Source organism: Candidatus Thiodiazotropha sp. AKAK3, from assembly GCF_058244645.1.
Genome location: NZ_JBSYOQ010000053.1, coordinates 53,929 through 80,322, shown reverse-complemented (window position 1 = coordinate 80,322; position 26,394 = coordinate 53,929). Strand labels below are relative to the sequence as shown.

31 protein-coding genes are annotated in these 26,394 nt (G+C 45.9%); 6 read left to right on the top strand and 25 right to left on the bottom strand.

The genetic code is table 11. The features are described from left to right. Nucleotides 1-10: 10 nt before the first annotated feature. The 3 genes from AC4IE7_RS12770 (at nucleotide 11) to AC4IE7_RS12760 (ending at nucleotide 3,985) form a co-directional block, all read left to right on the top strand. The gene (locus tag AC4IE7_RS12770; protein ID WP_490777233.1) at nucleotides 11-2,422 is read left to right on the top strand and encodes a DEAD/DEAH box helicase; all 2,412 of its coding nucleotides are present in this window, start codon (nucleotides 11-13) and stop codon (nucleotides 2,420-2,422) included. Nucleotides 2,423-2,642: 220 nt separating this feature from the next. Beyond that, nucleotides 2,643-3,596, top strand: a complete 954-nt coding sequence (locus AC4IE7_RS12765; protein WP_490777232.1) for a ribonuclease H-like domain-containing protein — start codon at nucleotides 2,643-2,645, stop codon at nucleotides 3,594-3,596. After that, nucleotides 3,596-3,985, top strand: a complete 390-nt coding sequence (locus AC4IE7_RS12760; protein ID WP_490777231.1) for a hypothetical protein — start codon at nucleotides 3,596-3,598, stop codon at nucleotides 3,983-3,985. Before AC4IE7_RS12765 ends, AC4IE7_RS12760 begins: the two co-directional genes overlap by 1 nt. 241 nt (nucleotides 3,986-4,226) lie before the next feature. Here AC4IE7_RS12760 and AC4IE7_RS12755 read toward each other — a convergent pair whose 3' ends face one another. The 8 genes from AC4IE7_RS12755 to nifV all read right to left on the bottom strand — a co-directional run bounded on the left by AC4IE7_RS12755 (nucleotide 4,227) and on the right by nifV (nucleotide 10,537). Further along, nucleotides 4,227-4,865, bottom strand: coding sequence for a DUF3047 domain-containing protein (locus tag AC4IE7_RS12755; protein WP_490777230.1), 639 nt, complete (start codon nucleotides 4,863-4,865; stop codon nucleotides 4,227-4,229). Between the two features lie 234 nt (nucleotides 4,866-5,099). After that, nucleotides 5,100-6,371 (bottom strand): ATP-dependent Clp protease ATP-binding subunit ClpX, encoded by a 1,272-nt coding sequence (gene clpX, locus AC4IE7_RS12750; protein ID WP_490777229.1) that lies wholly within the window; start codon nucleotides 6,369-6,371, stop codon nucleotides 5,100-5,102. A gap of 18 nt (nucleotides 6,372-6,389) precedes the next feature. Then, nucleotides 6,390-7,259 (bottom strand): nitrogen fixation protein NifM, encoded by an 870-nt coding sequence (gene nifM, locus AC4IE7_RS12745; RefSeq protein WP_490777228.1) that lies wholly within the window; start codon nucleotides 7,257-7,259, stop codon nucleotides 6,390-6,392. Further along, complete coding sequence (locus AC4IE7_RS12740) at nucleotides 7,256-7,714, bottom strand: nitrogen fixation protein NifZ (protein WP_490777227.1); 459 nt, start codon at nucleotides 7,712-7,714, stop codon at nucleotides 7,256-7,258. Before AC4IE7_RS12740 ends, nifM begins: the two co-directional genes overlap by 4 nt. After that, on the bottom strand, nucleotides 7,698-8,045 hold the full coding sequence (gene nifW, locus AC4IE7_RS12735) for a nitrogenase-stabilizing/protective protein NifW (protein ID WP_490777226.1): 348 nt from the start codon (nucleotides 8,043-8,045) through the stop codon (nucleotides 7,698-7,700). The genes AC4IE7_RS12740 and nifW overlap by 17 nt, the downstream gene beginning before the upstream one ends. Nucleotides 8,046-8,067: 22 nt before the next feature. Further along, nucleotides 8,068-8,592, bottom strand: a complete 525-nt coding sequence (locus AC4IE7_RS12730) for a hypothetical protein (RefSeq protein WP_490777225.1) — start codon at nucleotides 8,590-8,592, stop codon at nucleotides 8,068-8,070. Beyond that, entirely contained in the window at nucleotides 8,592-9,398 is an 807-nt protein-coding gene (gene cysE / locus AC4IE7_RS12725; protein ID WP_490777224.1) for a serine O-acetyltransferase, read from the bottom strand. The genes AC4IE7_RS12730 and cysE overlap by 1 nt, the downstream gene beginning before the upstream one ends. Next, nucleotides 9,383-10,537, bottom strand: a complete 1,155-nt coding sequence (gene nifV, locus AC4IE7_RS12720; RefSeq protein WP_490777223.1) for a homocitrate synthase — start codon at nucleotides 10,535-10,537, stop codon at nucleotides 9,383-9,385. The genes cysE and nifV overlap by 16 nt, the downstream gene beginning before the upstream one ends. Before the next feature lie 674 nt (nucleotides 10,538-11,211). Here nifV and AC4IE7_RS12715 point away from each other — a divergent pair. Next, nucleotides 11,212-11,484 (top strand): hypothetical protein, encoded by a 273-nt coding sequence (locus AC4IE7_RS12715; RefSeq protein ID WP_490777222.1) that lies wholly within the window; start codon nucleotides 11,212-11,214, stop codon nucleotides 11,482-11,484. A gap of 249 nt (nucleotides 11,485-11,733) precedes the next feature. Then, nucleotides 11,734-13,017 carry a TolB family protein gene (locus AC4IE7_RS12710; RefSeq protein WP_490777221.1) on the top strand — a complete coding sequence of 428 codons (1,284 nt, stop codon included), beginning with the start codon at nucleotides 11,734-11,736 and terminating at the stop codon, nucleotides 13,015-13,017. Nucleotides 13,018-13,056: 39 nt separating this feature from the next. Here AC4IE7_RS12710 and AC4IE7_RS12705 read toward each other — a convergent pair whose 3' ends face one another. The 4 genes from AC4IE7_RS12705 to AC4IE7_RS12690 all read right to left on the bottom strand — a co-directional run bounded on the left by AC4IE7_RS12705 (nucleotide 13,057) and on the right by AC4IE7_RS12690 (nucleotide 16,826). Next, entirely contained in the window at nucleotides 13,057-14,094 is a 1,038-nt protein-coding gene (locus tag AC4IE7_RS12705; RefSeq protein WP_490777220.1) for a DUF1513 domain-containing protein, read from the bottom strand. 284 nt (nucleotides 14,095-14,378) lie between these two features. Further along, nucleotides 14,379-15,590: a cysteine desulfurase NifS gene (nifS, locus tag AC4IE7_RS12700; RefSeq protein WP_490777219.1), complete on the bottom strand. Its 1,212-nt coding sequence runs from the start codon at nucleotides 15,588-15,590 to the stop codon at nucleotides 14,379-14,381. Between the two features lie 2 nt (nucleotides 15,591-15,592). Further along, the gene (nifU, locus tag AC4IE7_RS12695; protein WP_490777218.1) at nucleotides 15,593-16,483 is read right to left on the bottom strand and encodes a Fe-S cluster assembly protein NifU; all 891 of its coding nucleotides are present in this window, start codon (nucleotides 16,481-16,483) and stop codon (nucleotides 15,593-15,595) included. Nucleotides 16,484-16,502: 19 nt separating this feature from the next. Beyond that, nucleotides 16,503-16,826, bottom strand: a complete 324-nt coding sequence (locus tag AC4IE7_RS12690; RefSeq protein ID WP_490777217.1) for a HesB/IscA family protein — start codon at nucleotides 16,824-16,826, stop codon at nucleotides 16,503-16,505. Nucleotides 16,827-17,006: 180 nt separating this feature from the next. Here AC4IE7_RS12690 and AC4IE7_RS12685 point away from each other — a divergent pair, with 180 nt between their 5' ends. After that, nucleotides 17,007-17,291 carry a nitrogen fixation protein NifZ gene (locus AC4IE7_RS12685; protein WP_490777216.1) on the top strand — a complete coding sequence of 95 codons (285 nt, stop codon included), beginning with the start codon at nucleotides 17,007-17,009 and terminating at the stop codon, nucleotides 17,289-17,291. Nucleotides 17,292-17,329: 38 nt separating this feature from the next. Here AC4IE7_RS12685 and AC4IE7_RS12680 read toward each other — a convergent pair whose 3' ends face one another. From AC4IE7_RS12680 to AC4IE7_RS12620, 13 genes are all read right to left on the bottom strand, one after another. Beyond that, nucleotides 17,330-17,707 (bottom strand): gamma-glutamylcyclotransferase family protein, encoded by a 378-nt coding sequence (locus AC4IE7_RS12680; protein ID WP_490777215.1) that lies wholly within the window; start codon nucleotides 17,705-17,707, stop codon nucleotides 17,330-17,332. A 101-nt stretch (nucleotides 17,708-17,808) separates the two neighbouring features. Continuing rightward, nucleotides 17,809-18,159, bottom strand: a complete 351-nt coding sequence (locus tag AC4IE7_RS12675) for a hypothetical protein (RefSeq protein WP_490777214.1) — start codon at nucleotides 18,157-18,159, stop codon at nucleotides 17,809-17,811. Between the two features lie 93 nt (nucleotides 18,160-18,252). Then, complete coding sequence (locus tag AC4IE7_RS12670) at nucleotides 18,253-18,627, bottom strand: hypothetical protein (protein WP_490777213.1); 375 nt, start codon at nucleotides 18,625-18,627, stop codon at nucleotides 18,253-18,255. Next, nucleotides 18,620-19,159 carry a hypothetical protein gene (locus AC4IE7_RS12665; RefSeq protein WP_490777212.1) on the bottom strand — a complete coding sequence of 180 codons (540 nt, stop codon included), beginning with the start codon at nucleotides 19,157-19,159 and terminating at the stop codon, nucleotides 18,620-18,622. The genes AC4IE7_RS12670 and AC4IE7_RS12665 overlap by 8 nt, the downstream gene beginning before the upstream one ends. Continuing rightward, nucleotides 19,156-19,482, bottom strand: coding sequence for a (2Fe-2S) ferredoxin domain-containing protein (locus AC4IE7_RS12660; RefSeq protein ID WP_490777211.1), 327 nt, complete (start codon nucleotides 19,480-19,482; stop codon nucleotides 19,156-19,158). The genes AC4IE7_RS12665 and AC4IE7_RS12660 overlap by 4 nt, the downstream gene beginning before the upstream one ends. Before the next feature lie 26 nt (nucleotides 19,483-19,508). Continuing rightward, on the bottom strand, nucleotides 19,509-19,847 hold the full coding sequence (gene fdxB / locus AC4IE7_RS12655) for a ferredoxin III, nif-specific (RefSeq protein ID WP_490777210.1): 339 nt from the start codon (nucleotides 19,845-19,847) through the stop codon (nucleotides 19,509-19,511). 10 nt (nucleotides 19,848-19,857) lie between these two features. Then, a complete protein-coding gene (locus AC4IE7_RS12650) occupies nucleotides 19,858-20,073 on the bottom strand; it encodes a CCE_0567 family metalloprotein (protein WP_490777209.1) in 216 nt (71 codons plus the stop codon). A 10-nt stretch (nucleotides 20,074-20,083) separates the two neighbouring features. Continuing rightward, the gene (locus tag AC4IE7_RS12645) at nucleotides 20,084-20,557 is read right to left on the bottom strand and encodes a NifX-associated nitrogen fixation protein (protein ID WP_490777208.1); all 474 of its coding nucleotides are present in this window, start codon (nucleotides 20,555-20,557) and stop codon (nucleotides 20,084-20,086) included. A gap of 4 nt (nucleotides 20,558-20,561) precedes the next feature. Continuing rightward, nucleotides 20,562-21,047: a SoxR reducing system RseC family protein gene (locus AC4IE7_RS12640; RefSeq protein WP_490777207.1), complete on the bottom strand. Its 486-nt coding sequence runs from the start codon at nucleotides 21,045-21,047 to the stop codon at nucleotides 20,562-20,564. A 2-nt stretch (nucleotides 21,048-21,049) separates the two neighbouring features. After that, entirely contained in the window at nucleotides 21,050-21,535 is a 486-nt protein-coding gene (locus AC4IE7_RS12635; protein ID WP_490777206.1) for a NifB/NifX family molybdenum-iron cluster-binding protein, read from the bottom strand. Then, entirely contained in the window at nucleotides 21,492-22,913 is a 1,422-nt protein-coding gene (gene nifN / locus AC4IE7_RS12630; RefSeq protein ID WP_490777205.1) for a nitrogenase iron-molybdenum cofactor biosynthesis protein NifN, read from the bottom strand. The genes AC4IE7_RS12635 and nifN overlap by 44 nt, the downstream gene beginning before the upstream one ends. Continuing rightward, nucleotides 22,910-24,322 (bottom strand): nitrogenase iron-molybdenum cofactor biosynthesis protein NifE, encoded by a 1,413-nt coding sequence (nifE, locus tag AC4IE7_RS12625; RefSeq protein ID WP_490777204.1) that lies wholly within the window; start codon nucleotides 24,320-24,322, stop codon nucleotides 22,910-22,912. Before nifE ends, nifN begins: the two co-directional genes overlap by 4 nt. 229 nt (nucleotides 24,323-24,551) lie before the next feature. Further along, complete coding sequence (locus AC4IE7_RS12620; RefSeq protein WP_490777203.1) at nucleotides 24,552-26,309, bottom strand: hypothetical protein; 1,758 nt, start codon at nucleotides 26,307-26,309, stop codon at nucleotides 24,552-24,554. Nucleotides 26,310-26,394 lie beyond the last annotated feature (85 nt).

Sequence of the window (26,394 nt, the reverse complement as noted above, 5' to 3'; positions counted from 1 at the left end):
AACAGTCCCGATGAACAGACCAGCCGAGTCACTATACCCTTCGCGCTCAACTGAGGTGCCACATATCGCTGATCAATTCGCTGATCAGCTGCGTAAACGGTACGCTGGCCAGATCACAGGCGAATTGACCATCCCGGCAAAATCTGGGTGTTATGCTCCTCTACCTGCTGAACTAGACCCTCGGTTAGCTGCGGCTCTATTGGGACGAGGTATCGAACAACTCTATTCCCATCAGGCAGCGGCATGGAGCAGTGTCCTTGCCGGGCAGCATACCGTAGTGGTGACCCCCACCGCTTCGGGTAAAACCCTCTGCTATAACCTACCGGTTATCCAAGCAGCCCTGGTTAATCAGACTAAGTCGCTCTACCTTTTTCCCACCAAGGCATTGGCCCAGGACCAGGTCGCTGAACTGAACGAAATAAACAGAGCGGCATCCCTTGGTATTCGCGCTTTTACATTCGATGGCGACACCCCTGGTGATGCTCGTAAAGCTGTTAGATCTCGAGGGGATATTGTGGTTTCAAACCCCGACATGCTGCATCAGGGCATATTGCCCCACCACACGAAATGGGCGAAGTTTTTCGAGAACCTGCGGTTTGTGGTTATCGATGAGATGCATACCTACCGAGGAGTATTTGGTTCCCATGTGGCAAACCTTATGCGCCGTCTTCAAAGAATATGTAATTTCTATGGCTCAACCCCCCAGTTCATACTCTGTTCCGCGACCATTGCAAATCCAGCAGAATTGGCCAGAGAATTGATCCAGCAGCAGGTCAAAGCCATCACTGAGAGTGGCGCTCCACAGGGTGCCCGGCACTTGCTGCTTTGGAATCCGCCTGTGATCAATCCAGATTTAGGTATTCGTGCTTCGGCCAGATCACAGACTACCCGCATCGCCAAAATGGCTGTAAAAAATGGTCTGCAAAGTATCGTTTTCGCACAATCCAGACTGATGGTCGAGGTGCTGACCAAATATCTGAAGGATACCTTTGATCACGACCCAAGATATCCTGCCCGGGTTATAGCCTATCGTGGTGGTTATCTACCTACCGAACGCAGGTCAATGGAAAAGCGCCTTCGCCGGGGAGAGATCGATTGCGTGGTTTCTACCTCCGCCCTTGAATTGGGCGTGGATATCGGATCATTGGATCTCTCCATCCTCAATGGTTACCCGGGGTCCATAGCTGGCACTTGGCAGCGCCTGGGTCGAGCTGGTCGACGACAGCGAACCGCAATTGGTGTATTGGTCGCCAGTAGCTTAGCTCTGGATCAATATATCATCCGAAATCCGGAGTTTTTTCTCGGGGCATCCCCCGAACAGGCCCGAATAGATCCTGATCAACTACTCATTCTGCTTGATCACATACGCTGTGCTGCCTTTGAACTGCCATTCAAGCAGGGAGAGTCATTCGGAAATCAGGATTTATCTGAAATGCTTGCTTATCTGGAGGAGCATGGCGTTCTCTATCGAGAAGAGAACCAATGGCACTGGATGACCGACAGCTATCCAGCCAACAATGTCAGTCTTCGTTCGGTCGCCGAGGGTAATTTTGTTGTGATCGATACAACAGCCGGTGAAAAACGGGTGATTGCTGAAGTCGATTATAACTCTGCTCCGATGACACTATACGAAGGTGCCATCTATATGATTCAGTCGATGCCTTATCAAGTGGAAAAATTGGATTGGGAGGGTCGCAAAGCATTTGTCACCCAAACTCGAGCCGACTATTACACTGATGCAATAGACTACACACGGCTAAAGATTCTGGAAAGTTTCGACTCAGAGGAGACGGATCGCTTCAGTGTTACACAGGGGGAGGTTCATTTAGTCACCCGCGTTGCCGGCTATAAAAAGATCCGCTATTACACCCATGAAAACATAGGTTACGGAAAGATAGATCTACCCGACCAGGAGATGCACACCACTGCAGTCTGGTGGCAGGTCAATCCAAGGGCCTTAGATGAAGCCTTTGAGACACGACAGACGGCACTGGAGGGTTTTTTAGGTGCGGGTTACGCGATGCATATCATCGCGACAATGCGTATGCTCTCAGAGAGTCGCGATATCGGACGTGCAGTTGGGGATGGTGATGCGCGATGGCACGCAACTTTAGAGAATAGTGGCCGAGGACAACTCAGTGATGACTCAGGAAAAAACCTTGATCCCGCAAAATTAGCACAATTTACACCAACCCTATTCCTTTATGACAACTATCCGGGCGGTATTGGTATTACTTCTCCGCTATATCGTCTGCGGTCGACAATTGTGACTGATGCCAGAGCGTTGATTGAGTCCTGTGATTGTGTTCAGGGATGCCCAGGATGTATCGGTCCGATCCTGCCTGGGGATGAAGCACAAGTTGAATCACCCAAGCAGTCGGCACTATTACTGCTACGGTTGCTCTCCAGCTATGAACCTTAAATCCAAACTGAACAAACTACAGACACAGGCGGGGGGACACAATGTCTCTCCTCTCCTGTCTGACCAGCATAAACCTTTAAAAATAGCTCACAGAGTTGGCAGACGACACTTGCCTTCAAAAAACCTCAGAACTTCAGAAGTGACACTCGCAAAACGTTTGCGAGGTGAGTTGATTGCTGACGGGTTAATAATAATTCGCAAAAGAGTTCCTTTGTCATCAATGCTTGGTCGCATCAAACTGAGTACATTAAAGTCCCATCCGCAGTTACCTGGTGACGATGATTACAAATTAACAAACGTCTATATCGATACAGAAACCACTGGACTTTCCGGCGGTAGTGGAACGCTCGCTTTTCTGATTGGATTTGCTCGACTTGAACTATCGGCTATTCAACTGACACAGTTGTTGATCACTCGTTTTTCGAGTGAATCTGACATGCTTGTCCGCTTTGCAGAATCCTTTCAGAGCGATCAACGCCTGGTCAGCTACAACGGTAAAAGCTATGACTTGCCATTGCTAATCAGTCGTTACCGCATGCAATCGCAAAAACACCTTTTCGCTCAGCTTCCCCACCTTGATCTGCTACACCCTACAAGACGGCTTTTTCGTAGCAGTTGGCCTGATTGTCGCCTGACCAGCTTGGAAAATCGGCTTTTGGGTTATAGACGTTTCGATGATCTGCCTGGCTCAGAGGCTCCAGCAGCCTGGTTTGACTATCTGCAACAAGGTCGTTGTGAAAACCTGATTAGAGTTGTAGATCATAACCAGAGTGATATTGTTTCTCTGGTCGCAGCCCATACTCAACTTGCCAATGCAATTGAAAACCCTGAACACTACGGGACAGATTTATATGGATTGGCGCGTTGGATGGCAGACCACGATACTGTTATGGCTTGCGAACTATTAAGGGGCAGAAAATCAGAGCTTGATGAACAGAGTAAAAGACTTCTTGCTCATCTCTTACAAAAAAATGGGGACTGGAATAGCGCTAATACCCTCTGGAAAGAGTTGGCAAAAGCCGGTTGCCCCCATGCAATAGAGCGACTGGCAAAATATCATGAGCATATCAGCAAAGATATTGGAGCAGCACACTATTACTGCCTTCAACTACCGGACTGTCGCGCCCGAACACATCGTTTGCAACGTCTGAATCGAAAAGCAGGCCTCAGGTAGTGACCTCCATATTGAACTTATCGATTCAACGGGGGGCATTATCCTCTCTCACTCTATTCATGTCTCTGCCTGACGATGGTTTTGACCTGTCTGATTCATTAATTAATGCATCAGAGGTCTTTCCTGGCGGTCCGCCCCGTGATGGTATACCTGCAATCGATCAACCAGAATTCGTTTCAGCTGAAGATGCCGATTTTCTCAGCCCTGATGATCGTATATTGGGTATAGTTGGATGGACTGGCAAAGGCAATATCCAGAGACACTGGTTTTGTCAGATGAAACCGGGTATTCGCGCAACTACCAAAACTCTCCATGTAAAGCAGAGGGTCACAGCTAGAAAAAACTTACCAGTCATCAGCATCTTAAATTGGTGGGGGGGGGGAGAATGAACACCCTATTTTCCCCAACAATCAGCAAGATAAATATGAACGATCAATACAGTTTTTCTCTTTCAACCACATGAAACGCTTCGCGTACACCCTCTCCCCAACCCCTCTCCCGTAAAGGGAGAGGGGCTTTTAGATTTTTGGTTTGCCTGGTATACCTTTCATCCAGACACGATCGTCTATAAAGCTGAGTAGTCTAATGGATATAATACTCCTCATTGTCGTGGCACTGTTCTGACGTTGATTATTTCGATGAGAAATAGATATCACTATACCAAGCAGTTGCTGTGGAATCGGTATTATCTGTATCGGTCATGATTGCAACCACATCAATCTCTGTAATATCCTCACCAAAATATGCTTTGAAATCCTTCTTTATATTGCGTCGCTCTGATTGCCACTGACCGGCCTCACTGTCACCTGAGTTTACTGAAACCATCATTGATTGATCAGTATATGCGCTAGGCCAAACAGTCCCTACAGCCTGACTGCTTGACCAGACATAATTCAATGAACGTGTTCTCCACGGCGCCCAACCGCCCTCTTTAACCACATATATCCTGGCTGGATAGTCATCCCCTCCTTTACTCTGTTCATCCGGTTTATCTAAAATGTGCTGAATTCGCCAGCGCCAGTTTAAATAAGGCGTCTCGTCCAGATTAATCCTGATCCGCTTTGCCAACGCAGATGCAGTGCCTCTGCTGATCGCAACCAGACTAGGTTGTCCCTTACTATCTTTACTGGCGCTATAAGTTGTATTGCCTTTGAAACTAACCTCTTCCCACCCTTCGACAGGTAACACATCGACTTTTGTTATCGACTGAGAAAATGCTAAAAATGGCAACAGAGAGAGAGTTATACCGATACCGGGTTGAATATACATTAGGTATTCCTATTCAAAGGTTTATGGCACCAGTCATCGAATTGTTTTATTAATGAGTCATATTTGATGATAGTGCACAGTTTATATACTGTAAAACCACTGATTAGGATTCAGATTGGCGGCAAGATGTCGGTCTGAGGCTTGCCTAGTGGGCTGCGCGGCCCACTAGAGGCAGAAGCTTAGATTTGAGAGATCTGCTTCCAGGAAAGGAGACCTTCAGTTGAAGAGATAGGATTAACCTGTCTGGAGGTTTTTTGTCTCTTTTTCACATGAAATAGCTACGGGTATCTCCTGATTGACGTTTTTTTCTTCCACCTGACAATGTTTTGCTCCCTGAATTGATGGCATTTCATACATAACCTTTCGTAACAACCCTTCCATTACACCACGCAGCCCTCTTGCACCTGTTCCACGCTCCAGAGCCTGCCTGGCAATGGCTATTAGTGCTTCATCAGAAAAATCGAGTTTCACGCCTTCAAATTCAAACAGTCTCTGATATTGGCGCTTCAATGCATTTCTTGGTTCGGTCAATATCTGTACCAATGCATTCTCATCGAGGTTATGTAAAGCTGTAATTACAGGAAAACGACCAATAAATTCAGGGATCAGGCCGAAGTGACGCAAATCTTCTGATTGTACCTCCTCAAACAGCCGTAATTGATCATAAGCCTCATTCGAATCGCTGGGATCGACATGAAATCCGATGCCACCCTTATCCTTATTCATCCGCTTCTCGAGCAAGCGTTCCAGACCAGAGAATGCGCCACCAGCGATAAACAATATATTCCGTGTATCAACAAAAACATCATCGGCACTATCTTTCCGCCCTTTTTGTCCCAGCTTTACCCGGGTGCCTTCAACGAGTTTCAATAGTGCTTGTTGTACACCCTCTCCAGATACATCCCGTGTGCCATGGGATGATTCGCTGGAACGCGCAAGTTTATCAATTTCATCGATATATATTATGCCCCCTTCAGCCAGTTCTTTATTGCCATCAGCACTGTCCAGCAGGCGAACAATTATACTTTCGACATCTTCCCCCACATATCCAGCCTGAGTGAGGGTCGTTGCATCAGCAATAACGAAGGGAACACCGACAATTCGTGCCAAGGTGCTTGCCAACAAGGTTTTACCAGTACCTGATGGTCCCAGTAAAAGAATATTCGACTTCTCTATCTCCACATCCTGATCACCATTGACCGGCATGTGCATGTCACTATTTTCCATACTCAACCGCTTATAGTGATTATAAACAGCAACAGCGAGAGTCTCTTTTGCCAACTCCTGTCCAACAACATAACGATCCAACTGCTCTTTGAGTTGAGTCGGTTTGAGCATGTTTTCGAAAGGCTTACTTGCAGAGCGTCTTCTGCCCCAACTGGCCACTACTTGTGCAGCCAAGCGTACACACTCCTCGCAAATGTGACCTTCGATCCCTGCAATCAGAGGGATTTCCGGTGTCTGCTCTTCACCACAGAACGAACAGTGTTTCTTGCTATCAGTCATTGAATTCCACTTTGGTAATCAGGCTTGATGATTCTGTTGTAGACTATTCAGCCAAGCCTTTTGACAATTTCGACGTTGACGCTCAATTAAAATTTCCCGTATTCGAGGTGCTGCCTTGGATAATGGCACCCGTTTAGCCTGTTTGATCTTTTCGCAGTAGAGAATGTGCAAGCCCATATCAGATTCGATAATGGGGCTGATTTCATCCTCTTGCATATTGAATAGTTCTGCATCCAAGGACTCATACAGCTGTCCCCTTGAGATTTCCCCCAGCTTCCCCCCTTCCATGGCAGTTGGGCACTCAGAGTATCGCCTGGCAAACTGATCAAAGCGATTGACCCGCCCTGCAAGCTTTTGAATCAACTCTTCCATGCGACCATATGCTGCTTCACGAGTATTTTCGGGGTAATCCGGATTGATTGTTATGAGGATGTGCCTCGCTACACGAGTTTCTGGAGTCTGAAAGCGATCATGATGCATCTCATAAAAGAGGTTAATATCAAGCTCATTTATATCTGCACCTCGAGAAGCAACCAAATGCATAACACTGTCAAACAGCAGCTCTCTATAGAGGGCGCTTCGTAAACCATCCACATCAAGTCCGTTGCTTTCCAGGTCTGCTTCAAAATCTGCCTGAGATTCATATCTTGATGCGACTTCCTGGACTGATTTTTCAAGTTGTTGGTCTGAAATAATCAGCCCCTCTGCTTCATTTGAAGAGATGACTAAAGATTCAAGATCAAAACTTTTAGTTGCGCTATTGTAAACAGCTTTACTTTCTGTTGGATCTAGTTGAGACAAGTTCTTTTGATACTTGCTCAATGCATTACGCAGCATGTGATAGTTGAATACTGGCGAACTATCTGTATTTTTTTCAGCCAAATTCATGCATCCTCCTCAATTTCGGGATGTAGGAATTCCAGTGCGGTTTCGGGCACCAGTAGTGTCCTGCCGTTGAAGCGGGCATGATAAGCCGGCCCATCAGGATAATCCTTTAAACTCTTTTCGATCTCACCCTCATCGCCCGGTTGGGCAATTATTTCACCTTTTAAACCAAGAGGTATTTTAGGTGTGATCTTATCCCTGAATTCGAATTTTGTTGGGATCCAGGGATCACTTTCGAGCTGCAACTCCTGTTCCCGGCAACCAACGCGTCGGTTTTGATCAATAAAATCCACGTGATAGATCAATTGATCCTGCAGGAATGTACCTACATCACGCACATAACCAACACTTCCCCGGCGGACTAACAGCCGTCCAGTGGCTTCTCCAGGATAGGTGCCATCATTGCGCAGATTCCGAACGACTCGGACTGCTTCACCATATTCATACTTTGGACGCAAAACTATCTACCTGCTGGCTAAGATCCATAAGCGGAACTTTTACAGTAACCGGTTCATGCATATGGAATACTTTAAAAACTTTCTCGGTCAAAGCATTTGATTCAACAAAGTCACTGTAAGCGCTTTTAAGCATGCCTGCATATAGCTCATACTTTTCAACATCGCTCTCAGGTAGTTGTTCAACCCCATCCAGATAATCATGAAACCGTTGCAATATGTGCAAACGATTGACATGAACAACCGAAGCATCAAAATCAATATTGAAATATTCAAGGAAATCCTCAGCACTGCTGAGTTCATCCATATCCAGATCAAATTCACTGTCACTCATATTTCCGCTCCTGTAATTAATATTACGCCGACACAGTGTCGGGTTGATTGTCTAGCGCCTTACGCACAACTTCCAGCAAAGCTTGAGCACCAAGGCGATCCTTGGAATCGAGTTCTGCTACCTTTTCCAGACGCTCCAGGGCAGAATCATAGTTGCCCAATCTTAGCTCCAGATATCCAGCTCCTTTGAGAGCCAACATGTAGAAGCGTATCAGTGTCATTGAGATCATTACACCACTACCCAACCGGCCTTCTGAAAGATCACGCCAATCTGCTGGTAACTCTAAACGTTTGGCAATCACTACCAAGACTCTTTTTGCTACAATCAACGCATCTTCCAAGCGATGCTGATAGTAGAAATAGCGATAGAGGGCAACAAGAATCATGGGATGCTCTGGTTCCAGAAAATAGGCCCTGAGCAGCTCAGTTTCAGCTTTTGCGTCACCATAATTCTCTGCCGCGCCTTCCAGGCACGCTTTTGCCTCATCGTTCAAGGCTTCATCGAAATAGAGGTCCTCACTATCAAATTCGAGAAGATCCACAGTCATTACTGATACTCCGTTACTGCAGTTTCAGGTTTAGCGGGTTCGCAAACCAGTTTGGCATCGCATTGTCGGCATTCATCCTCAGGTTTCTCACCACCTGGCAAGCACCCATAGACTCCGACTTCTCCCTCTAAAATACGTATGCGTTCCAGTAGACAGTTAATGGCCTCAGCCACCGGATCAGGAATTAAGTGATGATTCAGGTCGATGCCATGGTCATCGCTGGAACGATTCGATTGAACTACTTTGGCGGGTATACCGACCACAGTCTTATTTGCAGGCACCTCTGAAACAACAACTGAATTGGCACCTACCCTGACCTCTTCACCAATTTCGATAGGACCAAGTATTTTGGCGCCTGCCCCAACCACGACACGATCCCCTAAGGTTGGATGTCGTTTACCCTTGTTCCAGGAAACGCCACCAAGTGTGACACCGTGATAAAGTGTTACATCGTTGCCGACCACAGCGGTTTCACCGATTACCACACCAGCGCCATGATCAATGAAGAAACGGTGTCCGATGGTTGCACCAGGATGAATATCGATACTGGTCCAGATTCGTCCAATATAAGAGATCAGTCGCGGCAGATAACGCCAACCTCTACCCCACAGTCGATTGGCCATGCGGTAGAGCATGATAGCGTGGACCCCCGGATAGGTGGTCATGATCTCGATTCGAGTGCGTGCCGCAGGATCTCGCTCAAATACACAACTTATATCTTCACCCACCATCTGCCACACTGATTTTGGCTTGGTGGATCTCTCTACTTCAGCGATGACCTCACTGTTCATCATTGACGAATCCATTCCTGAGACTCCGTGTTAATTTCGAGATAAAAGCGTCGCAAATCATGTGACGCTGGTGGTCGTTTATTCTGCATGGCATGAAGTCGAACTCTCATCAGCAACGATTCAGCCTGCTCACGATTCAGAGCCATACCCATATCGGCATAGGCCTGGATCACTGCATGACTGCCTGAGTGTTTACCCAATACAAATTGATGATCTCGACCCAAGTCAGCGGGATCAACACCCTGGTAGTTGAGTCTGTCTTTCATCAGACCATCAACATGAATACCCGCCTCATGGGTGAAGACACCTGCCCCAACCAGACTCTTCTGCCAACCGACATTCCGGCCAGAGGCAGATTCAACCAGTTCAGAAAGAGAAGAATATCGAGTCATATCGATCTCATGACCTTGATCATGGAAGCGACGCAATCCCATTACCACCTCTTCAAGTGGCGCATTGCCTGCCCGCTCACCAAGTCCATGTACGGTTGTGTTGGCATGTGTTGCACCACCACGAATAGCTGCAAGGGTATTGGCAGTTGCCAGACCGAGATCATCATGAGCGTGCATCTCGATCTCAATATCAGAAATGGCTCTTAAATCACGGATTGCCTCATATACCTGGAAGGGTTCCATGATGCCTACCGTATCTGCAAAGCGAAAACGGCGGGCCCCGGCCTGTTCTGCGATCTCAACAACTTGCCAAAGAAACTCTGGATCTGCTCGTGAAGCGTCTTCACCACCTACACAGACTTCCAGGCCAAGATTAAGAGCTTCACTTACACAAGGTGCAATCTGCTCGAGTACCCATTCACGGGAGCGACCCAGCTTTTTACTGATCTGCTGATCGGAGACAGGCATGGAGAGATCAACCATCTGTACACCCAGGTCACGACAATGTTTGATATCCTCGCTGTGCATGCGACCCCAGACCATCAAACGTGCGTTCTCGACAGTAGCAGCAACTGCACGTATCGCATCACGCTCCGCTTCGCCCATGGCAGGAATCCCTACCTCTAACTCAGGCACACCCAACTCATCCAATGATCTGGCAATGGCTAGCTTCTCGTGCAGGGTAAAAGAGACCCCGGCAGATTGCTCCCCATCCCTCAAGGTTGTGTCGTTGATAGTGGCAGTAGTTGGCTTGTGTTGCATGACTGTCTCCTTGTTAACAGGAGTAAAAGCAATCACTGTGCCATGATATTTTTATGTTATTTATTAACTAGTTATAATGGTGCGGCTGTTTTAGTGTATGTAGCAGTTGAGTGAATTGTAGGGAATGTGACAATGATGCCTTGGACATAGAGTAACCGACAAATGGTTCTACACAGGCTACTTTCAGTTTTGGCACTAAAGATTTTTAGGATCAGCCCGAGACAATAGTGAGGAGTGCAACTATTTTGTAATGATATAGGTGCAGATAGGATATTAAAACCGAACCCACTCAGTCAGAAAACAATGATAAGGATATAGCTCGAATAGAATGGACCCACTCTCTTCACTAAATCTCAGATGAAATAGATTACCAAATTTTATAGAGGTATTAGTTGGACGGTAAGATAGAAGCAGGTAAGGATTATATTAAATGGATATGAGGTAATCAGGAACAAGTGAACAACCTAACAGGCAGTTTGTTTGAGTTCAGTAAGGTTCTCTATTCTAGAAACCATTTGATAACAGCCATTAACGCATCCCCCATTTCAGTAAATCCAGCCATCAATTTCAGTACTACACAATTTCCAAGGAGTAGTGCTACCTGACAATAACCTATTATTTACATAAAATTAGTTATATAACTTATTGTATTATTGATAATTAAAGGAAAATAAATGAATAGATTATTTATTCTTATTCTAGGCACTTTGTTTGTTACTACTTCCAGTATTGCCAATGATTTTTCAAATGTATCCCTCTCAAAAGAGCAGTGCGAAGAGTGGAAAGCAATTGAGTATATCCAACTCAGTGATGACAATAAGCAGGTTGTATTAGACTCATGCAAGCAGCGTTATACCTCTGAGAGAGCACTTGGAAACTGCACAGCTTTTGAAGGAGAGGATTTAATCAAATACCTTAAAAACAAGGCTAAAACTGAGTGTCAGTAAAAAGCAGCTAGTGTTCAAGTATTGCAGCTTGCTGTCACCCACATAAGCTGCAATACAGTCCTATAAATTGGTATTCCGTTTTGGCATGAAGAAGAGCTATATGAATTTTAATTCGTATCAGTATGCATTAAATGAAATGAGCAGGACTATAAAGAACAGAGCGTGATTAGAGATATAGAAATCTAGAATTTTTATCATAATAATGCTGTAAATTATTGTTATTAGTTATTTTATTAATGGAGAAAGCGAATGCACATAATTGTCATTCTAGGAATCGTTGCTATTGCTATATATTTTCTTTTAAGGCCATCTAATGCAAATAGCGAGATGATCGGCAAAAGTCAGCAGGAGTTATCTCCCACCACCTGCAAGGGTTCATTCACAGATCAATGCCTGGTTTTCATCTCTCGAGGTAAGATGTTTCTTAAGGATGGGAATCAAGAGTTGCTTGAATTACAAAGCCCGTATATCCAGAACGTTATGGATCGCATGGAGCGTTCACGTAAGCGTCACAGTTGGAAAGAAGGTACTGCATTCGAGTCCTCGTTTATAAGTGACAGATCCAATCTGCCCGCAGATTCACAAATGCTGAAATCCACCTCGGTTGAGTTTACTCAGAATGGAAATATTCTCTATTTTTTGAGTGATGACAAGGTAGGTGGACTATTTGAGTACAATTTAGAGAGCGGTGAGGAAAAACGCCTTGTTCACCAACAAAAACTGCTGCTTGCTGACTTGAGAATCGATCGATTTGGCAATCGCCTGCTCTGCACCCAGCAGAGCAGTAATGGCACTTCCAACATTGCCTTAATGGAGACTGACGGGAGCAATTATCAGGAGGTCACAGGGGGAGACACCTTGGATTCTGCATCGGCCTGGATTCCGGATGATCCTGACCGAATAGTATTCCAGTCATGCGGTGTTGCCAGAAATGACGAAGGCTACATAGTAGCTTTAGGCCCATCAAGTATACAGATGCTCGATCTGCAAAAGGGAGAATTGACAACTGTTCGTGAAGATGAGAACACAGATTATTTACAGCCCAAGGTAACTACAGCGGGTGATCTCTTATTTATAAGACGCCCTTACGAACCACCCCGATATAGTGGAGGTAATTTACTGCTGGACTTTTTATTGTTTCCATTTCGTCTGCTGCGTGCCCTCTTCCACTACCTGAACTTCTTTTCGTTGATGTACTCACGAAAACCATTGACCAGTGCATCAGGCCCTAAAGTAGAGGCTGACCTGAAAGAGTTACTCATCAAGGGTAAACGAATCAATGCTGAAAACGCATTAAAACGAGAGAACGCAGTGAATGGTGTCCGTTCTTTGGTGCCTAAGTCTTGGCAACTGATAAAGCGAACTAAAAATGGCGAAGAACAGATTCTTGCATCGAATGTGGCTTCATATGATCTCTCGAGCGATGGCAAGATCATCTTTACCAATGGATATGGAGTTTTTATACTCGACCCATCGAATGGTTCTGAAGTTGTTTTTCGGGATAAGTTAATTGCTGAGTTGGTTGTTCGATAGATGTCATATAATTTATGACAGGGCTCGTCAAAATAGCACCTACACAGCTGCGTAAACCAGGTTATGTGAGCCAGCCATATAAGAGATTGGTAAATAGCTGGATTCAACAGGCTCAAATGTCTCTGCATCCAACAGGATCAGATGGGTTGACTTATCATATGTCAGCACAAAATAGCGTTGATCCAAAGTTAAAGAGATTCCCCTGGGAGAGCGATATCGACCATGAATCGCTTTCACTAATTCACCGGTATCGAAGTCCCAAAAAGTCACTAAATCACCTGTTGGATTGGTTGCACCAACAACCATACTTGGCTCGTGAATAGCGACACTTAATGTTTCTCCAACCATCTTTGATCGAATAGGTGCATTCGCCACTCGCAACTGATCTTTTTGAGGGTCGTAAAAGCTGATATTACCCCGCCAATCGATGCTCTGTTTTTTAATGCCATCTCTAGGAGCCGAAACGAGGGCAAGCTTACCTGAACTACTAATCGCAATATGACCGGCATTTAACCCTGGATCACTGACGCTAACCCGGCGTTTAAGTTTACGGTCTTTTGCGCCCACATAAGTGACTGAGGCATAATCTTTCGTTCCAATTGAACCTCCCCCATTACTGAATACCAGTGTCTCCCCATCATCAATAAGATGGCAATCGTGTGGCGCCAAACCATAGCTGGGGAAATCACCAAGCAGTTCGAAACTTTTTCCATCGCGTACGGCAACAACACCACGCATACTCCCATCAGTAACCACTGTCTCAGCTGCATATAAAAGTTGCCCATCGGGGCTGAAAGCACCATGTCCATAGAACTGGCGTTCGGCAGTAGTCTCGATTCTACGTATCATCCGTGCTTCATTTAGGTCAATTTCGCAGCATCCTTTGCCATGTTTCTCAAAAACGACAGCTCGCCGGGCATCTAGTGGATGAAGGGTGATGCCGTGACCAAAAAAATCGATATTATTTATCGTCCTCACTTTTCCATCCGCATCATCCAGGTCATAGATGCCGATAAAATAGAGATCATCACCATTTGTTGGATTTTTACCTCTCCCTGGTCCAGCTACCTTTCCCAACTGCGCTGTTTAATCTGCCCTTGCAATGCCACAAAAACTGCCAAGTATGAGTCCTGAGGCGGCAGCTGTGCTATCCAAAAGAAATTTTCGGCGGGCTTCATACACTGGTGACATATCAAATCTCCACTCAAATTCATCTTCTAAGACTATCTTTGAAGATACCTAATTACTGGCAAGCAATCTTCTGTAAATCTTTTTTCTGCAATACTCGATAATAGTCTCACAAAAAAAACCGCAGCAAAGCTGCGGTTAAAAGAACGGAGAGGAAAAAACAGTTTTGAGAATCAAGCGTAGTTCGGTGCAAATGCCTTTTCAGGTTCTTCCACTGGGCCATTACCACTCCAATAAGGCGATAGCTTACGCAGTTGATCAATAATAGGCGGCACCGCTTCAATAACACGCTCAACCTCTTCCATAGAGTTATATCGAGAGAGGGAAAAGCGAGTTGATCCATGGGCGGCGGTAAATGGAATATCCATTGCTCTCATTACGTGAGATGGCTCCAATGAACCTGAGGTACAGGCCGATCCGCTTGAAGCGGCTATACCCAGTTTATTCAGAAGTAACAGGATTGCTTCACCCTCGATATACTCGAAAGCGATATTACAGGTATTGGGCAGGCGGTTATTTGCGTCACCGGTTACAAAACAGTGGCTGACCTTCTCCAGGATTCCCTGCTCGAGACGATCGCGCATGGCTTTAACGAAGGATTTTTCATACTCCATCGCTTCCATTGCCATCTCGCAGGCCTTACCCAACGCAACAATAGAGGCGGCATTTTCTGTACCTGCCCTACGACCTCTCTCCTGATGCCCACCTCTGAGAAGAGGACGAAAGCGCACACCCCTTCGCAGATAGAGCACCCCAATTCCTTTAGGTGCATGTAGTTTGTGGCCTGAGAGTGAAAGCATGTCGATGCAAGTATCTTTCAGGTTGATAGGGAGTTTACCGACCGCCTGTACCGCATCAGTGTGGAACAGAACGCCAGCTTGACGCGCCAGCTCAGCCATCTCTTCAACCGGGAAGAGTGTACCACTCTCATTATTGGCCCACATCACGGAAACAATGGCTACATTGTCGGAGAGGAGCTTATAGTACTCTTTAATGTTTAGGCGTCCTTTGCTGTCGACCTTGAGATAGTGAACTGTATAGCCCTCTTTCTCAAGATGCTCACAGAGCGTCAGAACTGCGGGGTGTTCAACAACAGTAGTGATAATCTCTTTACGATCAGGTTGTGCCCTGAGTGCAGAAAGAATGGCCGTTGAGTCAGATTCAGTACCACAAGAGGTAAATATGATCTCTGAATCATGCTCAGCACCCAGCAGAGTCTGTACCTGCTTACGTGCCTTTTTCAATGCACGTCCCACTTTGTCACCGAACTGATGCAAAGATGAAGGGTTGCCGAACTGCTCGGTGAAGTATGGAAGCATCTCTTCCACCACTTCCGGAGCCACCATAGTTGTGGCATTGTTATCCAGATAGATTCCTTCAACCATGATTAACCCTCCATCGCTGCACGGCGAGCCAACTCTTCAGCAGGTAGGACTTGAATGAATTCACCAAGACCTTCTGCAAGATGCTGTTGTATACCACCCAGTGTGGTGGCTGCCATCTGACAACCGGCACAGGCACCAGTCATCTTTACATAAATATATTTACCATCAACCTCGATCAGCTCTACATCACCATGATCGCGTTGCAGGTTGGGACGAATCTCATCCAGCAGCTCTTCAATACGTTTCATGCGCTGCAGGTTGGTCAGTCCGGATTTTGGTTTTTTGATCTCACCAGCTACTGCATTCGGATCAAAGGTTTCACCTTTTTCGGCCAATATACGAGTCAATATCTCTTCTATACCTTCATGGCAGGCAGAGCAGCCACCACCGGCTTTGGTATAATTGGTGACCTCTTCTACCGTGCGCAGGCCATTGGCACGTACGGTATCTTCAATCATGACTTCATCAATGGCGAAACATTTACAGATTAGAGCACCTTCCTCATGGTCATCTTTCCACTCTTCACCTCGATAGTTGGCTACCGCTGCCTGTAGCGCCTCACGCCCCATTACAGAGCAGTGCATTTTTTCCGGTGGCAGGCCATCGAGATAGTCAGCGATATCCTGATTGCTGACATTCAGGGCGTCATCAATATTCATGCCTTTAATGATCTCTGTTAAGGCAGAACTCGATGCAATGGCGGATCCGCAACCAAAGGTTTGGAAGCCGGCATTGAGTATGACCTCACTTTCTGGCTCGACCTCTAATGTCAGTCGCAAGGCGTCTCCACACGAGAGAGAGCCAACATCACCAACTGCGTTTGCGTTCTCAACAGCACCTGCATTTCTTGGGCTAAAGAAATGCTCTTGAACCTTTTCTGAATAGTCCCACATATCTTTGACTCCTGAATGATTAAGCGGAAAATGAGTTGCCGCAACCACAACTGTTGGTAGCGTTTGGATTTTCGAATTTAAAGCCACTTCCATCCATGCTGTCGAGGAAGTCTACAGTGACTCCGTTTAACATTGGCGCGCTCAGAGGGTCGACAAAAATCTTCAGTTGATCAACCTCGATAACGGTGTCTTCATCATTGGCACTCTCTTCGAGTGCCATGCCGTATTGCATTCCAGAGCAACCACCTCCGGTAACTGAAATTCGTAAGCCCCCTACCGGGGTTTCCGAACCTTGAATGAACCGGCTGATCGCCTTTTGAGCATTTTCGGTAAGTGTGAGCATGGTCGTTTTCTCCGTGGCAAGTCTCTTGCATCTTTAGTTTTTAAGTAGTGTGCAAAGCCTGTGCCATGCTTTTACATTATGACTTACTTATTGTTTTTTAAGGATTTACCACTTAAATTCATAAAATGTATGTCACATAGGCGACAATCACGAAAACCCTCTTAGGTAATAAACACGACAATGGAAGAAGAGATGACACTCGAACAACTTAGCCCCGGCGACATGATTTTTGCTGCAAGCCATATCTATAATGATGGTGGTATTCCAGACATCCCTATGGATGCGCTTTTGGCCGAACCTGGTACCAAAGGTGTAATTATTGAAACTGGCCATTTGGAGGAGGCACCAGATAGAGTGCTTTACCTGGTACGGTTTGAAGATTCAAAGTTGAATCTTGGCCCCCCTACAGGTTGTTGGCCTGAAGAACTCACAACTTCAAAATTTGAAAAAAGTGATACTGAATGATGAGCAGATTGCTTTGTGCAATTGTGAATGGGTAACAACTATCTCGACCAGCGGCGCCAATATATTTCATCACACCAAACGCCAGTTGAGATAGTTGTTCTTCCCTCCACACGGCCTCTATAGAGATAGATCCATACCATACCCCAGGGTGATGGTATGAGTTCTCTTGTGTAGGCATGAGGATAGCCTTCAAGACGATCAAGCTTTTTCATCGTCAGTGCATCCACTTGATAGATTTCACCCTCAATTGAGGTGCCGCCGCCTTTGACAACACCAGGATAACCTCTCAAATGAAACATCTTGTAATGGGGTTGGGTATTATATAGACCAACATAGGTTGCACTAGCGAGCAGGTGATGATTGACCTGGGCTTTTCTCAGAGTACCGTAGACAAATACTTTGGAGGTTGTTTTCATGCTAACGATTAGCGTTCTACCTAAGTGACACTATAGTAAAACATGCTATGACCTTAGAAAAGCCACATTTCATCGCCAATTCAAATTAAAAGCAAGTGCTATTAACCACCAAGAATCAGTTCATAGGCAGAACGCAACAACTCAAGTTCAATCCCTGGCAATCCTCTTGCCTGGGTGAGATCTATGAATTTCGCATTCGATTTTTCTACTATATCAAAGGGCGGATCCATGGTGTTTATATTCGCCAACAGGATGTCGATGTTCTCGCCTGGTACCTCAACGGTTTGACGATATTCGCTCTCAAATGCCAATGTATCCTTTTCCAGTCCCAACCTTTTTTCAGTCTCATTCAATATCGCTGCAGGGTGGAAGACCGTATCGGGTCGGGTTGATACAACCGCAGAGAGATTGGGTAAAGGTTCAAATGCGCAAACAGTCTGCTCCTCAAACATGAGGAATCTCGTACGCGCACTAGTAGCCTGCTTATGGTATAGAATAACCCGATGATCCATTAGTTTTTTTCTTAATCTGTAATATGGTTAAAATTATTCAGGTACGGCCAGAAGCCTGGGTTCTGCTCTTATTTCACTACCTTTTCCCCACGCATTAACCGCCTCTACAAACCAATCAGATTTTGTAGGATGGGGTTTGACAATATCATGTTCGACAAAAAAGGTACCATCAGCATGAAACAATAGTGTACCAAGCTTATGACCCTGCTCATTAAGCCAGTCACCAACCAGACTGAACTCACTATTAGAGGGATCTCGTTCGAGGCGATAGCTTGCCTCCTGTGGAGATTTCAAGCTGATTTCAGATTCTGAGAAACCCAGTTTTGTAACCTCTTCATAGAGGCGTTTGTGTACAGTTAAAGCAAGTTTCTCAATTTTGTAAAAACGAACTGCGACTGACTCATCCATCGTTTTCGTCCTCATTAATAGCATCTAAAAGGTCACGAATAACATCTGCACCAACCTGGTCCATAGGATCAAGACGAGAAAGTGCATTCAAGATCGATTGCGCTTCCTCTATGTCGTTTTGACGTAAGCGGATGAAGGCAAGTGCCTTGAGACTGTAGAGGTAAAACCTGCCTGGTTTACGAGGATCATTCCAATCTGTGGTATGTGGATGGAGTTGATGCCAATCCTGGTTAAAACCACCCTGCTCCGCCGCAAGCTTGAGAACTTTAATTGCCAATTTTTCTGCTATCTCAGTCTCGCCTTGATAGAAATGAAACTTATATCGTGCGATGAGTACTTCGATCTGTTCTGGTGCAATCTGTTCCGCGTGTTTCAGTGCTTCTGAAGAAGCCTCTCTCGAGGAGATCAGGGATGCCGCTTTTTGTAGTTGAGCGTCCGCTTCAGGCTCTATATCAAAACCGAAATGAACCTCATTACCGACAAGTCGGACTACATTAGACGGATGCCCTGATCCACTCGAATTCTGATTCAATCCCAGAACTCCTTAGCCACTTTTAACCGCTCTATTGGCTGGTCATTCTGAAGGTGTTCATCATATATGGCTGCCACATCAACTTTTGATACACCGCCATACATCACGCCTTCAGGATAGACAAGTACAGAAGGGCCTTCGCTACAAGGTCCCAGGCAACTTGTTGTGGTGACCTGTACTTGATCAAAAAGTTGACGCTCCTGTAAGTGCCAGAAGAACTCCTCAGCAACCTCAGCGCACTTTTTTTGGCTGCATGAGGGTCTTGGGTGCCCTAGTGGGCGATCTTGTACACAGACAAAGACATGTTTTTTAGGTTTAGGCATATTGCTACTCCTGCCGTTGATTCAGATCATGCAACAGCAGTCTGGGGTTCATGTGTAAAACAGTTTTTAGGACAGATACGCGCACAAGATCCGCAACCAATACAGTCCAAGCTGTTTTTCAGACTCATTACCATCGCGGTATCATCTGAAAAACCATCATCATCATCGTCACCATAATCGTCGTCATCATAATCATCATCGTCCAGGAGTTCTTCAACATCTTCCCGTTCAATAAGGTCGAACACTTCACGCGGACAAACCTTGAAACAACGACCGCAACCAATGCAGTCCTGCTGATTGATATCCATAACAAAGGCAGGCGTGTACTCTTCACCACCTCGTGTCAAACCTGTAATCATCGACATAAAACTATCCTCAATTCATCTCTTCTTCAGCTGCCTTGTAGGCGGCTACAGCATCTGCCCAGGCCTGACAAGCATCGTATGTTGCTTGCGCTATCGCTGGGATCTCTTCAAACGCCGCTGGTAAGCGGTCTTCCACCAGGTCGTGAAGCTCACCGGCTTTTTCAGTCGCGATGCGCTTTGCTCTTTTGGTCGCCTTGAGCATGGCTTTGAGCTCTTCTTCAGTCATCGCCTACTCCTTACATCCCTGCAACTTTAGGATTTTGACCAATAATTTCTAATGCCACTGATAACAGTTTGTCTGCTTCATCTTTCATTTTTGAAAGAGATGCAAAACCAAACCTATGGACATCACGCAGTGTTTTGTCCATGACCACTAATTTACCCACTGTAATAAGTGCCCGCCCAAAACCTTCATGGCTAAGGTTCAGCAGTGGTACTGCCATCAAGCCGCACTCTTTTTCGATCATGGCAGATATCGCATTATAAAAAGCTTTAAGTCTTGCCATGGTAATCTCATCCGGATCACCAATAACTGGAATCTCACGCTTTTTCTCTTTTGTCAGAACAAAGGGCTCCAGTATTTTGGCTATGGACCAATCATCGTAAGTGCCATAAGTGTCGATTGCGCGCATCTGGCGCACCATTTCCCGGGCAAAATCAGTCTCCAGGACAGGATCGTCATCGCTAATCAGCATAACTGCCTCATTCATCAGTTTAACTCCTCAAATGTTTCGGGAATACGACATGCTTGTAACCATTTTCAACTACTTTCAGTAGCTGAGGTCCATATGCTTGCCGCGAAAGATCCGTTTTTGTATACCAGCGAACTCCCACCAGCCCTACCAGCAAACCGGCCAGTGCAAAAAGAGTCTGCATGCCGTCATCGATTCCAATAGCGCTGCCCAGCAATGTTGCGGCCAGCATAAATACCAAGGGGACGAGATAGGCCAACACCGAGGCTCTTGCTATCAATCGTCCAGGCACACCAATTACCACCTGATCACCGGCTTTCGCCTGCATCGTGTTAGCTAGCTTCAATCTGTTTCTCTGCACACCAAAAAGACGCGCAACAACCGCAGTTGTACAGTTTGAACTTGAGCAGTGTGAACATCCGCTTCTGGCTTCCGTTTCCACCAAAATTTTTTCACCAACCACCTCGACTACACGACCTTGCTCTTCAAGCATCTCCTCGGTCTGCATGGCTACTCCTCCCAACCTTCCTGTTCCATATCATCGAAACGAGAAGGGTCAACTGGTGCTGTGCTCTTTATTGCCCTTGCCAGCCAACTTCCTGGTCCATCACGAAGTTCCTGCTGCAATGCTTCAAGCAGTGAGGCGATTGACGCCCCAGGTGAAATCTTTACCGGTTGTATGCCTTTTAATTTCAACTGATTGATTGCTGATGCACCAACAGCTTGGCTGTACACTGCAATACAGCCTTCCAATGCATTGATCTTGGCTACCAATTTGTCTTCATTACCATCCATATCCAACATGCCGAACTCGACTGCTTCAACAAAGCAGACCTTTTCCTGATCCAGGGCATAGATAGCGAAAGACTGGGCAGCACCAAAGTGCTGATCCACTCGCTTCATATCACTTGTGGCAAATGCAACTTTTAGTGCTGTTGCCATCCAACCATCCTCAGTGGTGCAGCCCACGAGTTGCAATCGTCTCGTTATGCTCATTTACCACCTCCAGGTAGTCTCTCTTTTGTGCGTATATGGAACGATAGGGAGAGATCTCCCCCTTTTCCAAAGTGAGCATGATGTTGGCTAAATCAAAGAGTGTTTGGCGACTACCCCGGTATCCTATCCATGTCTTTTGATAGCCACCCAGGAAGTCGTATTGTGGAAAGCCGGCACGTAGCAGAGGTATACCTAATCGCTGCGCACTTTCTGTACCATGTGAGTTGGTAATCAGTATCTCTGCCCCACCCTCTTTAGCCATTTTTTCCAAGTCTTCAAGATCACCAATCTTGACCTTTTCTGAAGCTACTGTTTTCAATGATGGTGCATTTACTGGCGCTACAGCGGCCACGGTTTCTGCACCAACACCGGCTAACATCTGACTCAGGGCAACCAGGTGATCAGGATCGGCGGCCAAAGCAAACCGTGACATGCCCAGCATAAAGTGACAGTCCAGCATTGCATCCTGCAGCTGGGCACGTTGTCGCTCTAATTTTGCTGGGACAGGTTCTTCAGAAATCTTGTGCAGTGTATCGATAAAGGTATCAACTGCTTCCAGCCCCATAAGATGTCCAATTCGGTGATCGGGCACTCCTGTCAAGTCATGCAACATGTCTGCTGCTTTATTCAGTGCATCTCCGATGACTAAGGTTGCCTTGGCATCTCCCAAGGTCAAGAGCTCTGAGATATCTGTTCCACCAATAGTTAATGGTGAAAAATCATCTTCACCTAAATGACCATCCAAAGAATCAGATAAATCCGGTATCACAACTGGTCGTAAATTGAATGACTCAATGATCTCTTTCAGCTCCTCCAGATCACCCGGGGTCAGGGATGGACCTACCAGTACATTCACCTGCCTTTGACGTCTTCCAGGAGATGTACTGGCATCACTGGCAGAGGGAACGATTGTTTTGATGATGGCTTCAACCGCTTTTGCAAAACCGCTTTCGAGACAGCCGCTATAGTCAGGTGTGGTGACAGGCACCACTGGAATGTTATCGAATTGTGGATTTTGATCACGAAACATCTTAACCGCCATGCGCACATCGCTGCCCTGTGTCTCGGAGAGTCCTGTGGTTGGCACACCCAACAAAGAAGGTTTGTTTTTCTCAGCTATTGTTTTAAGTCCTTCTACAACACTATCTTCTGATCCCATAATGGTTGTGACCTGATCCATTGCCGTAGTCTGAAGCGGGATAGGTTCACGAAAGTGGCGCACAAAAAAGACCTTGCCAAACGCAGTGCAACCCTGAGAACCATGCAGCATGGGTATAGAGCGGCGAAAACCTAGAAAGGCGAGAGCTGCACCCAGGGTCTGGCTAGCTTTCAAAGGACTCACTGAGAGTGCTTTATTACGTTTGATAATCTCGGTCATGACTTGGCCTCCTGACTTTGTGAGGAGGAAGATGATGACAACCAGGGAGCAGGCGTACGCACCTGCGCCCAGATCGGACTTTCAATAGTCAGCACCAGTTGACGCGCCAGCTCAACCATCCCCTGGTAGCCGGCATATCCAAATTCACGTTCCTGGTTGATATCGAGAAAGGGAATGCGTGCTTTTAATGCAGTGTACATATTTCGTCCACCTGCGATCAGCACGTCGACGTTCTTATCATGCACGATATTGATCAATGCACGGGGATTGCCTTCTTCCAACATAACAGCATCCTCGCCCATCAACTCTCTGATACGGGCTTTATCCTCTTCTGTGGACTTCTTGGTACCTGTGGCAACGACGTCCATGCCGAGATCCTGTAGTGCCGCTATTACAGACCAGGACTTGACACCGCCGGTATAGAGCAAGACTCTACGACCACGCAGCTTTTTTCGCCATGGCTCAAGTTGCGCATCGATTTTAGCCTCTTCTCGAGCGATCAATGCTTCTGTTCTCTGGCTGAGATCTTCATCATCAATCAATCGAGCAAAATCCCTTAGTGCTTGAGAGACATCACGCACACCATAGAAACTGCCTTCAAACCAAGGGGTATCAAAGGCATCCTGCAACTTACGAGCTACATTAATCATTGCCTTTGAGCAGACCATCATGTTGGCAGAAGAGCGGTGCATGGTCTGCACCTCACGATAGCGGGCGTCTCCTGATAAGGTGCACAGCACACGCAGCCCGAGTTCATCGAGCAGAGGCAGGACATGCCAGAGTTCTCCAGCGATATTGTATTCACCAATCAATGCAACATCGTGAACCTTGATTCCTTCTCGAATTGCATCTTCCGGCAGTGGATCAGGTTCTCGGGTACCACAAACATACTTGACCATGGATTCGCCAGCGATGCGGTTACCAAGGTTTTTGGTACCGTAGAATCCTGCCGCATCGACCGGCACCACTGGTGTTCCCCAACGGGTCTCAGCAGCTTTGCAAACTGCCTCTATATCATCACCCACCAACGCGGGAACGCAAGTATTGTAGACAAAAACTGCTGATGGTGAATAACTCTCTACAGCTTGTTTGATGGCATGAAAGAGGCGTTTTTCACCACGCCCCATAATCACATCCTGTTCCGTCAGGTCAGTTGTCATACCAATTCGAAAAAGACGTGAACCGCTCGATCTCGTGCCTCGGTTGTCCCATGAACTACCAGCGCAGGCAATTGACCCATGAACAATATGAGCGACGTCAGCTATGGGTAGCAGAGCAATTTGTGCACCGTCAAACGCACATCCACCTGCTGTTGCACCAGGTTTCGGCTTGGCACAACCAGATTTGGACTTCTTGTTGTGGGCGCATGCCGGTTCATCAAGAAGAGCGGCTATCTCTTTCTGTTTCATGTTATGGTCATGACTCCAAAAGGTTTGATAGATAGCCTTATGCAATCGATATGCCACAACGCATCTTATTGTTTATTAATACTTATTTTGAATGCTCTTTTGTAACAAACCCGACAATTTGTACTGTTTGTAGGGACTCTCATACAGTAAGTTGCCTGTAGAGCCTCAGTTTGTCTGACAAATTCTCTTCGAACCGCACCAAAAGAGTGCTTTAAGGCCTGGAAAGCTACTAAATAGGCGTCAACATCGCACAGGTACCAGGATGCAGATGATAGTGATGCTTGGCTGGAGGGGTTGTTTTGATACCTTCGATATCAGTTATTATATGGAAGCCATCTACCAGAACCTTCCACTTACCATTGGGGAGCAGAAAGTTTACCCCGCTGTGACTTCCATTCATTAAGATCAGTAGCCTATGCTGGTCTCTATTTAAATTTATGAATTTGCGAGGCTCCCTTAGAAGATAACCTATTGCATTTACATTATCGTTATGTGGGAAGCCTGTTGGATAGATCCAATCAATATCCCAGCCACTCTTTTTATGGTCATTTGCCTTTAAATGGCCTGTATATCCAAAGTGATTGAACTTCTTTCGCAACGCAACCAACCCGGAGACAGCTTTAACAAGATCACTGTTTTGTTGAGCACTATCCCAATTGAGTCGATTAAGATCGGGGCGATTGTAGCTGTTATCATACCCTTGCTTCGAATAGAGCATTTCACTGCCCTCGCCCAACATCGGTATCCCCTGTGAAGTCAATACTAGAAAGATACCAAGGAAAACTCTATGTTTATCACCCTTGACTATGTCAGCCAGAGTCTTTCCATCGTGACAGGAGAGATAGTTGATACTCTGCTGTGGTCTTAAGGACCAACCACCATCATCAATGTGACTCCCTACTATCCCTCTCATCAAGAGATCTCGATTATGGAAGTCACCTGTGCCATTAATAAATGTTCTACCAGATTCACGAAAATCATCATTCCAAATCGACCAACGGGTTCTAGAAAAAAGAGTGCTCATTTCCTGCTTACCCCATTGCGAGCCAGAAAGCGCCCAGGGCTCAGCAATGAGATAAATTCTATTTGGAAGGCGTCTGTCAATTTCAATCATGGTTTGTATATCATGCAGTGCGCCAAGATCGAACCGGAAGCCATCAAACCGAAAATGTTTCACCAAGTAAAGCAGTGAATCCAGTATCATTTTCCTGATATGTGGGTTCTCTGTTTTAACTGTGGCGCCACACCCAGAACCTTGACAGAAGCTACTATTATCCAGCTTTCTATATACAACATCCTCTCCCCAGGCTTTTACCCAGAGTTCTGCACCATGATTAAAGACAACATCCAGGATCACCGGTATTCTTCGTTCATGTAATCGATCCACCAATTGCATGACTTCATGATTGACACTCTCTTTGACTGATGCAAAATCATACCTGAATGCATGATAGCTGATTGAATAGTAGCCCCAGTCCTGCCCTAGCTGCTCATCATTGAGATGCAGGGGTAGAAATTCAACCGCAACATTAAGTTTCTGAAGATAGTCAACTACATAATCTGATTTAGCACCTGGGTAGGTTCCTCTGTGTTTCTTATTAGAGAGGAGAGTGCTTTTATTTCGTGTCAGGGCTGGTAGATGAGTTTCGTATATAACGATATCTTTAAAAGGGGGTGTACGAAATTTAATATGCCCATTTCGTGGCTTAATTTGTGATAAATATCCCTTGTATTCACCATCGACTTTTTCTATTCGTCTTGCAGATGGGTCAATTACTTTTTTTGTTTTACCATTCTCCACAACCTTAAAATGGTAGGAGATATTTTCCAGGTCAGTGTATGGAAAATAGTGTTTTATCGTCCAGTATCCGTGACCATCACACCTCATCGGTAAAGTAAGGTTTTGACTCTCTATTACCAGAGATACGCCTTCGGATTTTGGACTATAAAAAACAATTCTATATCTAGTTCGGAATAACTTAATCATAGGAATCTTATGTTTGACGCCTGACGAATACGCCATTGTTAGATATGGATTTTCTACCTCGATGGCTCCGAAGCATATCAGAATA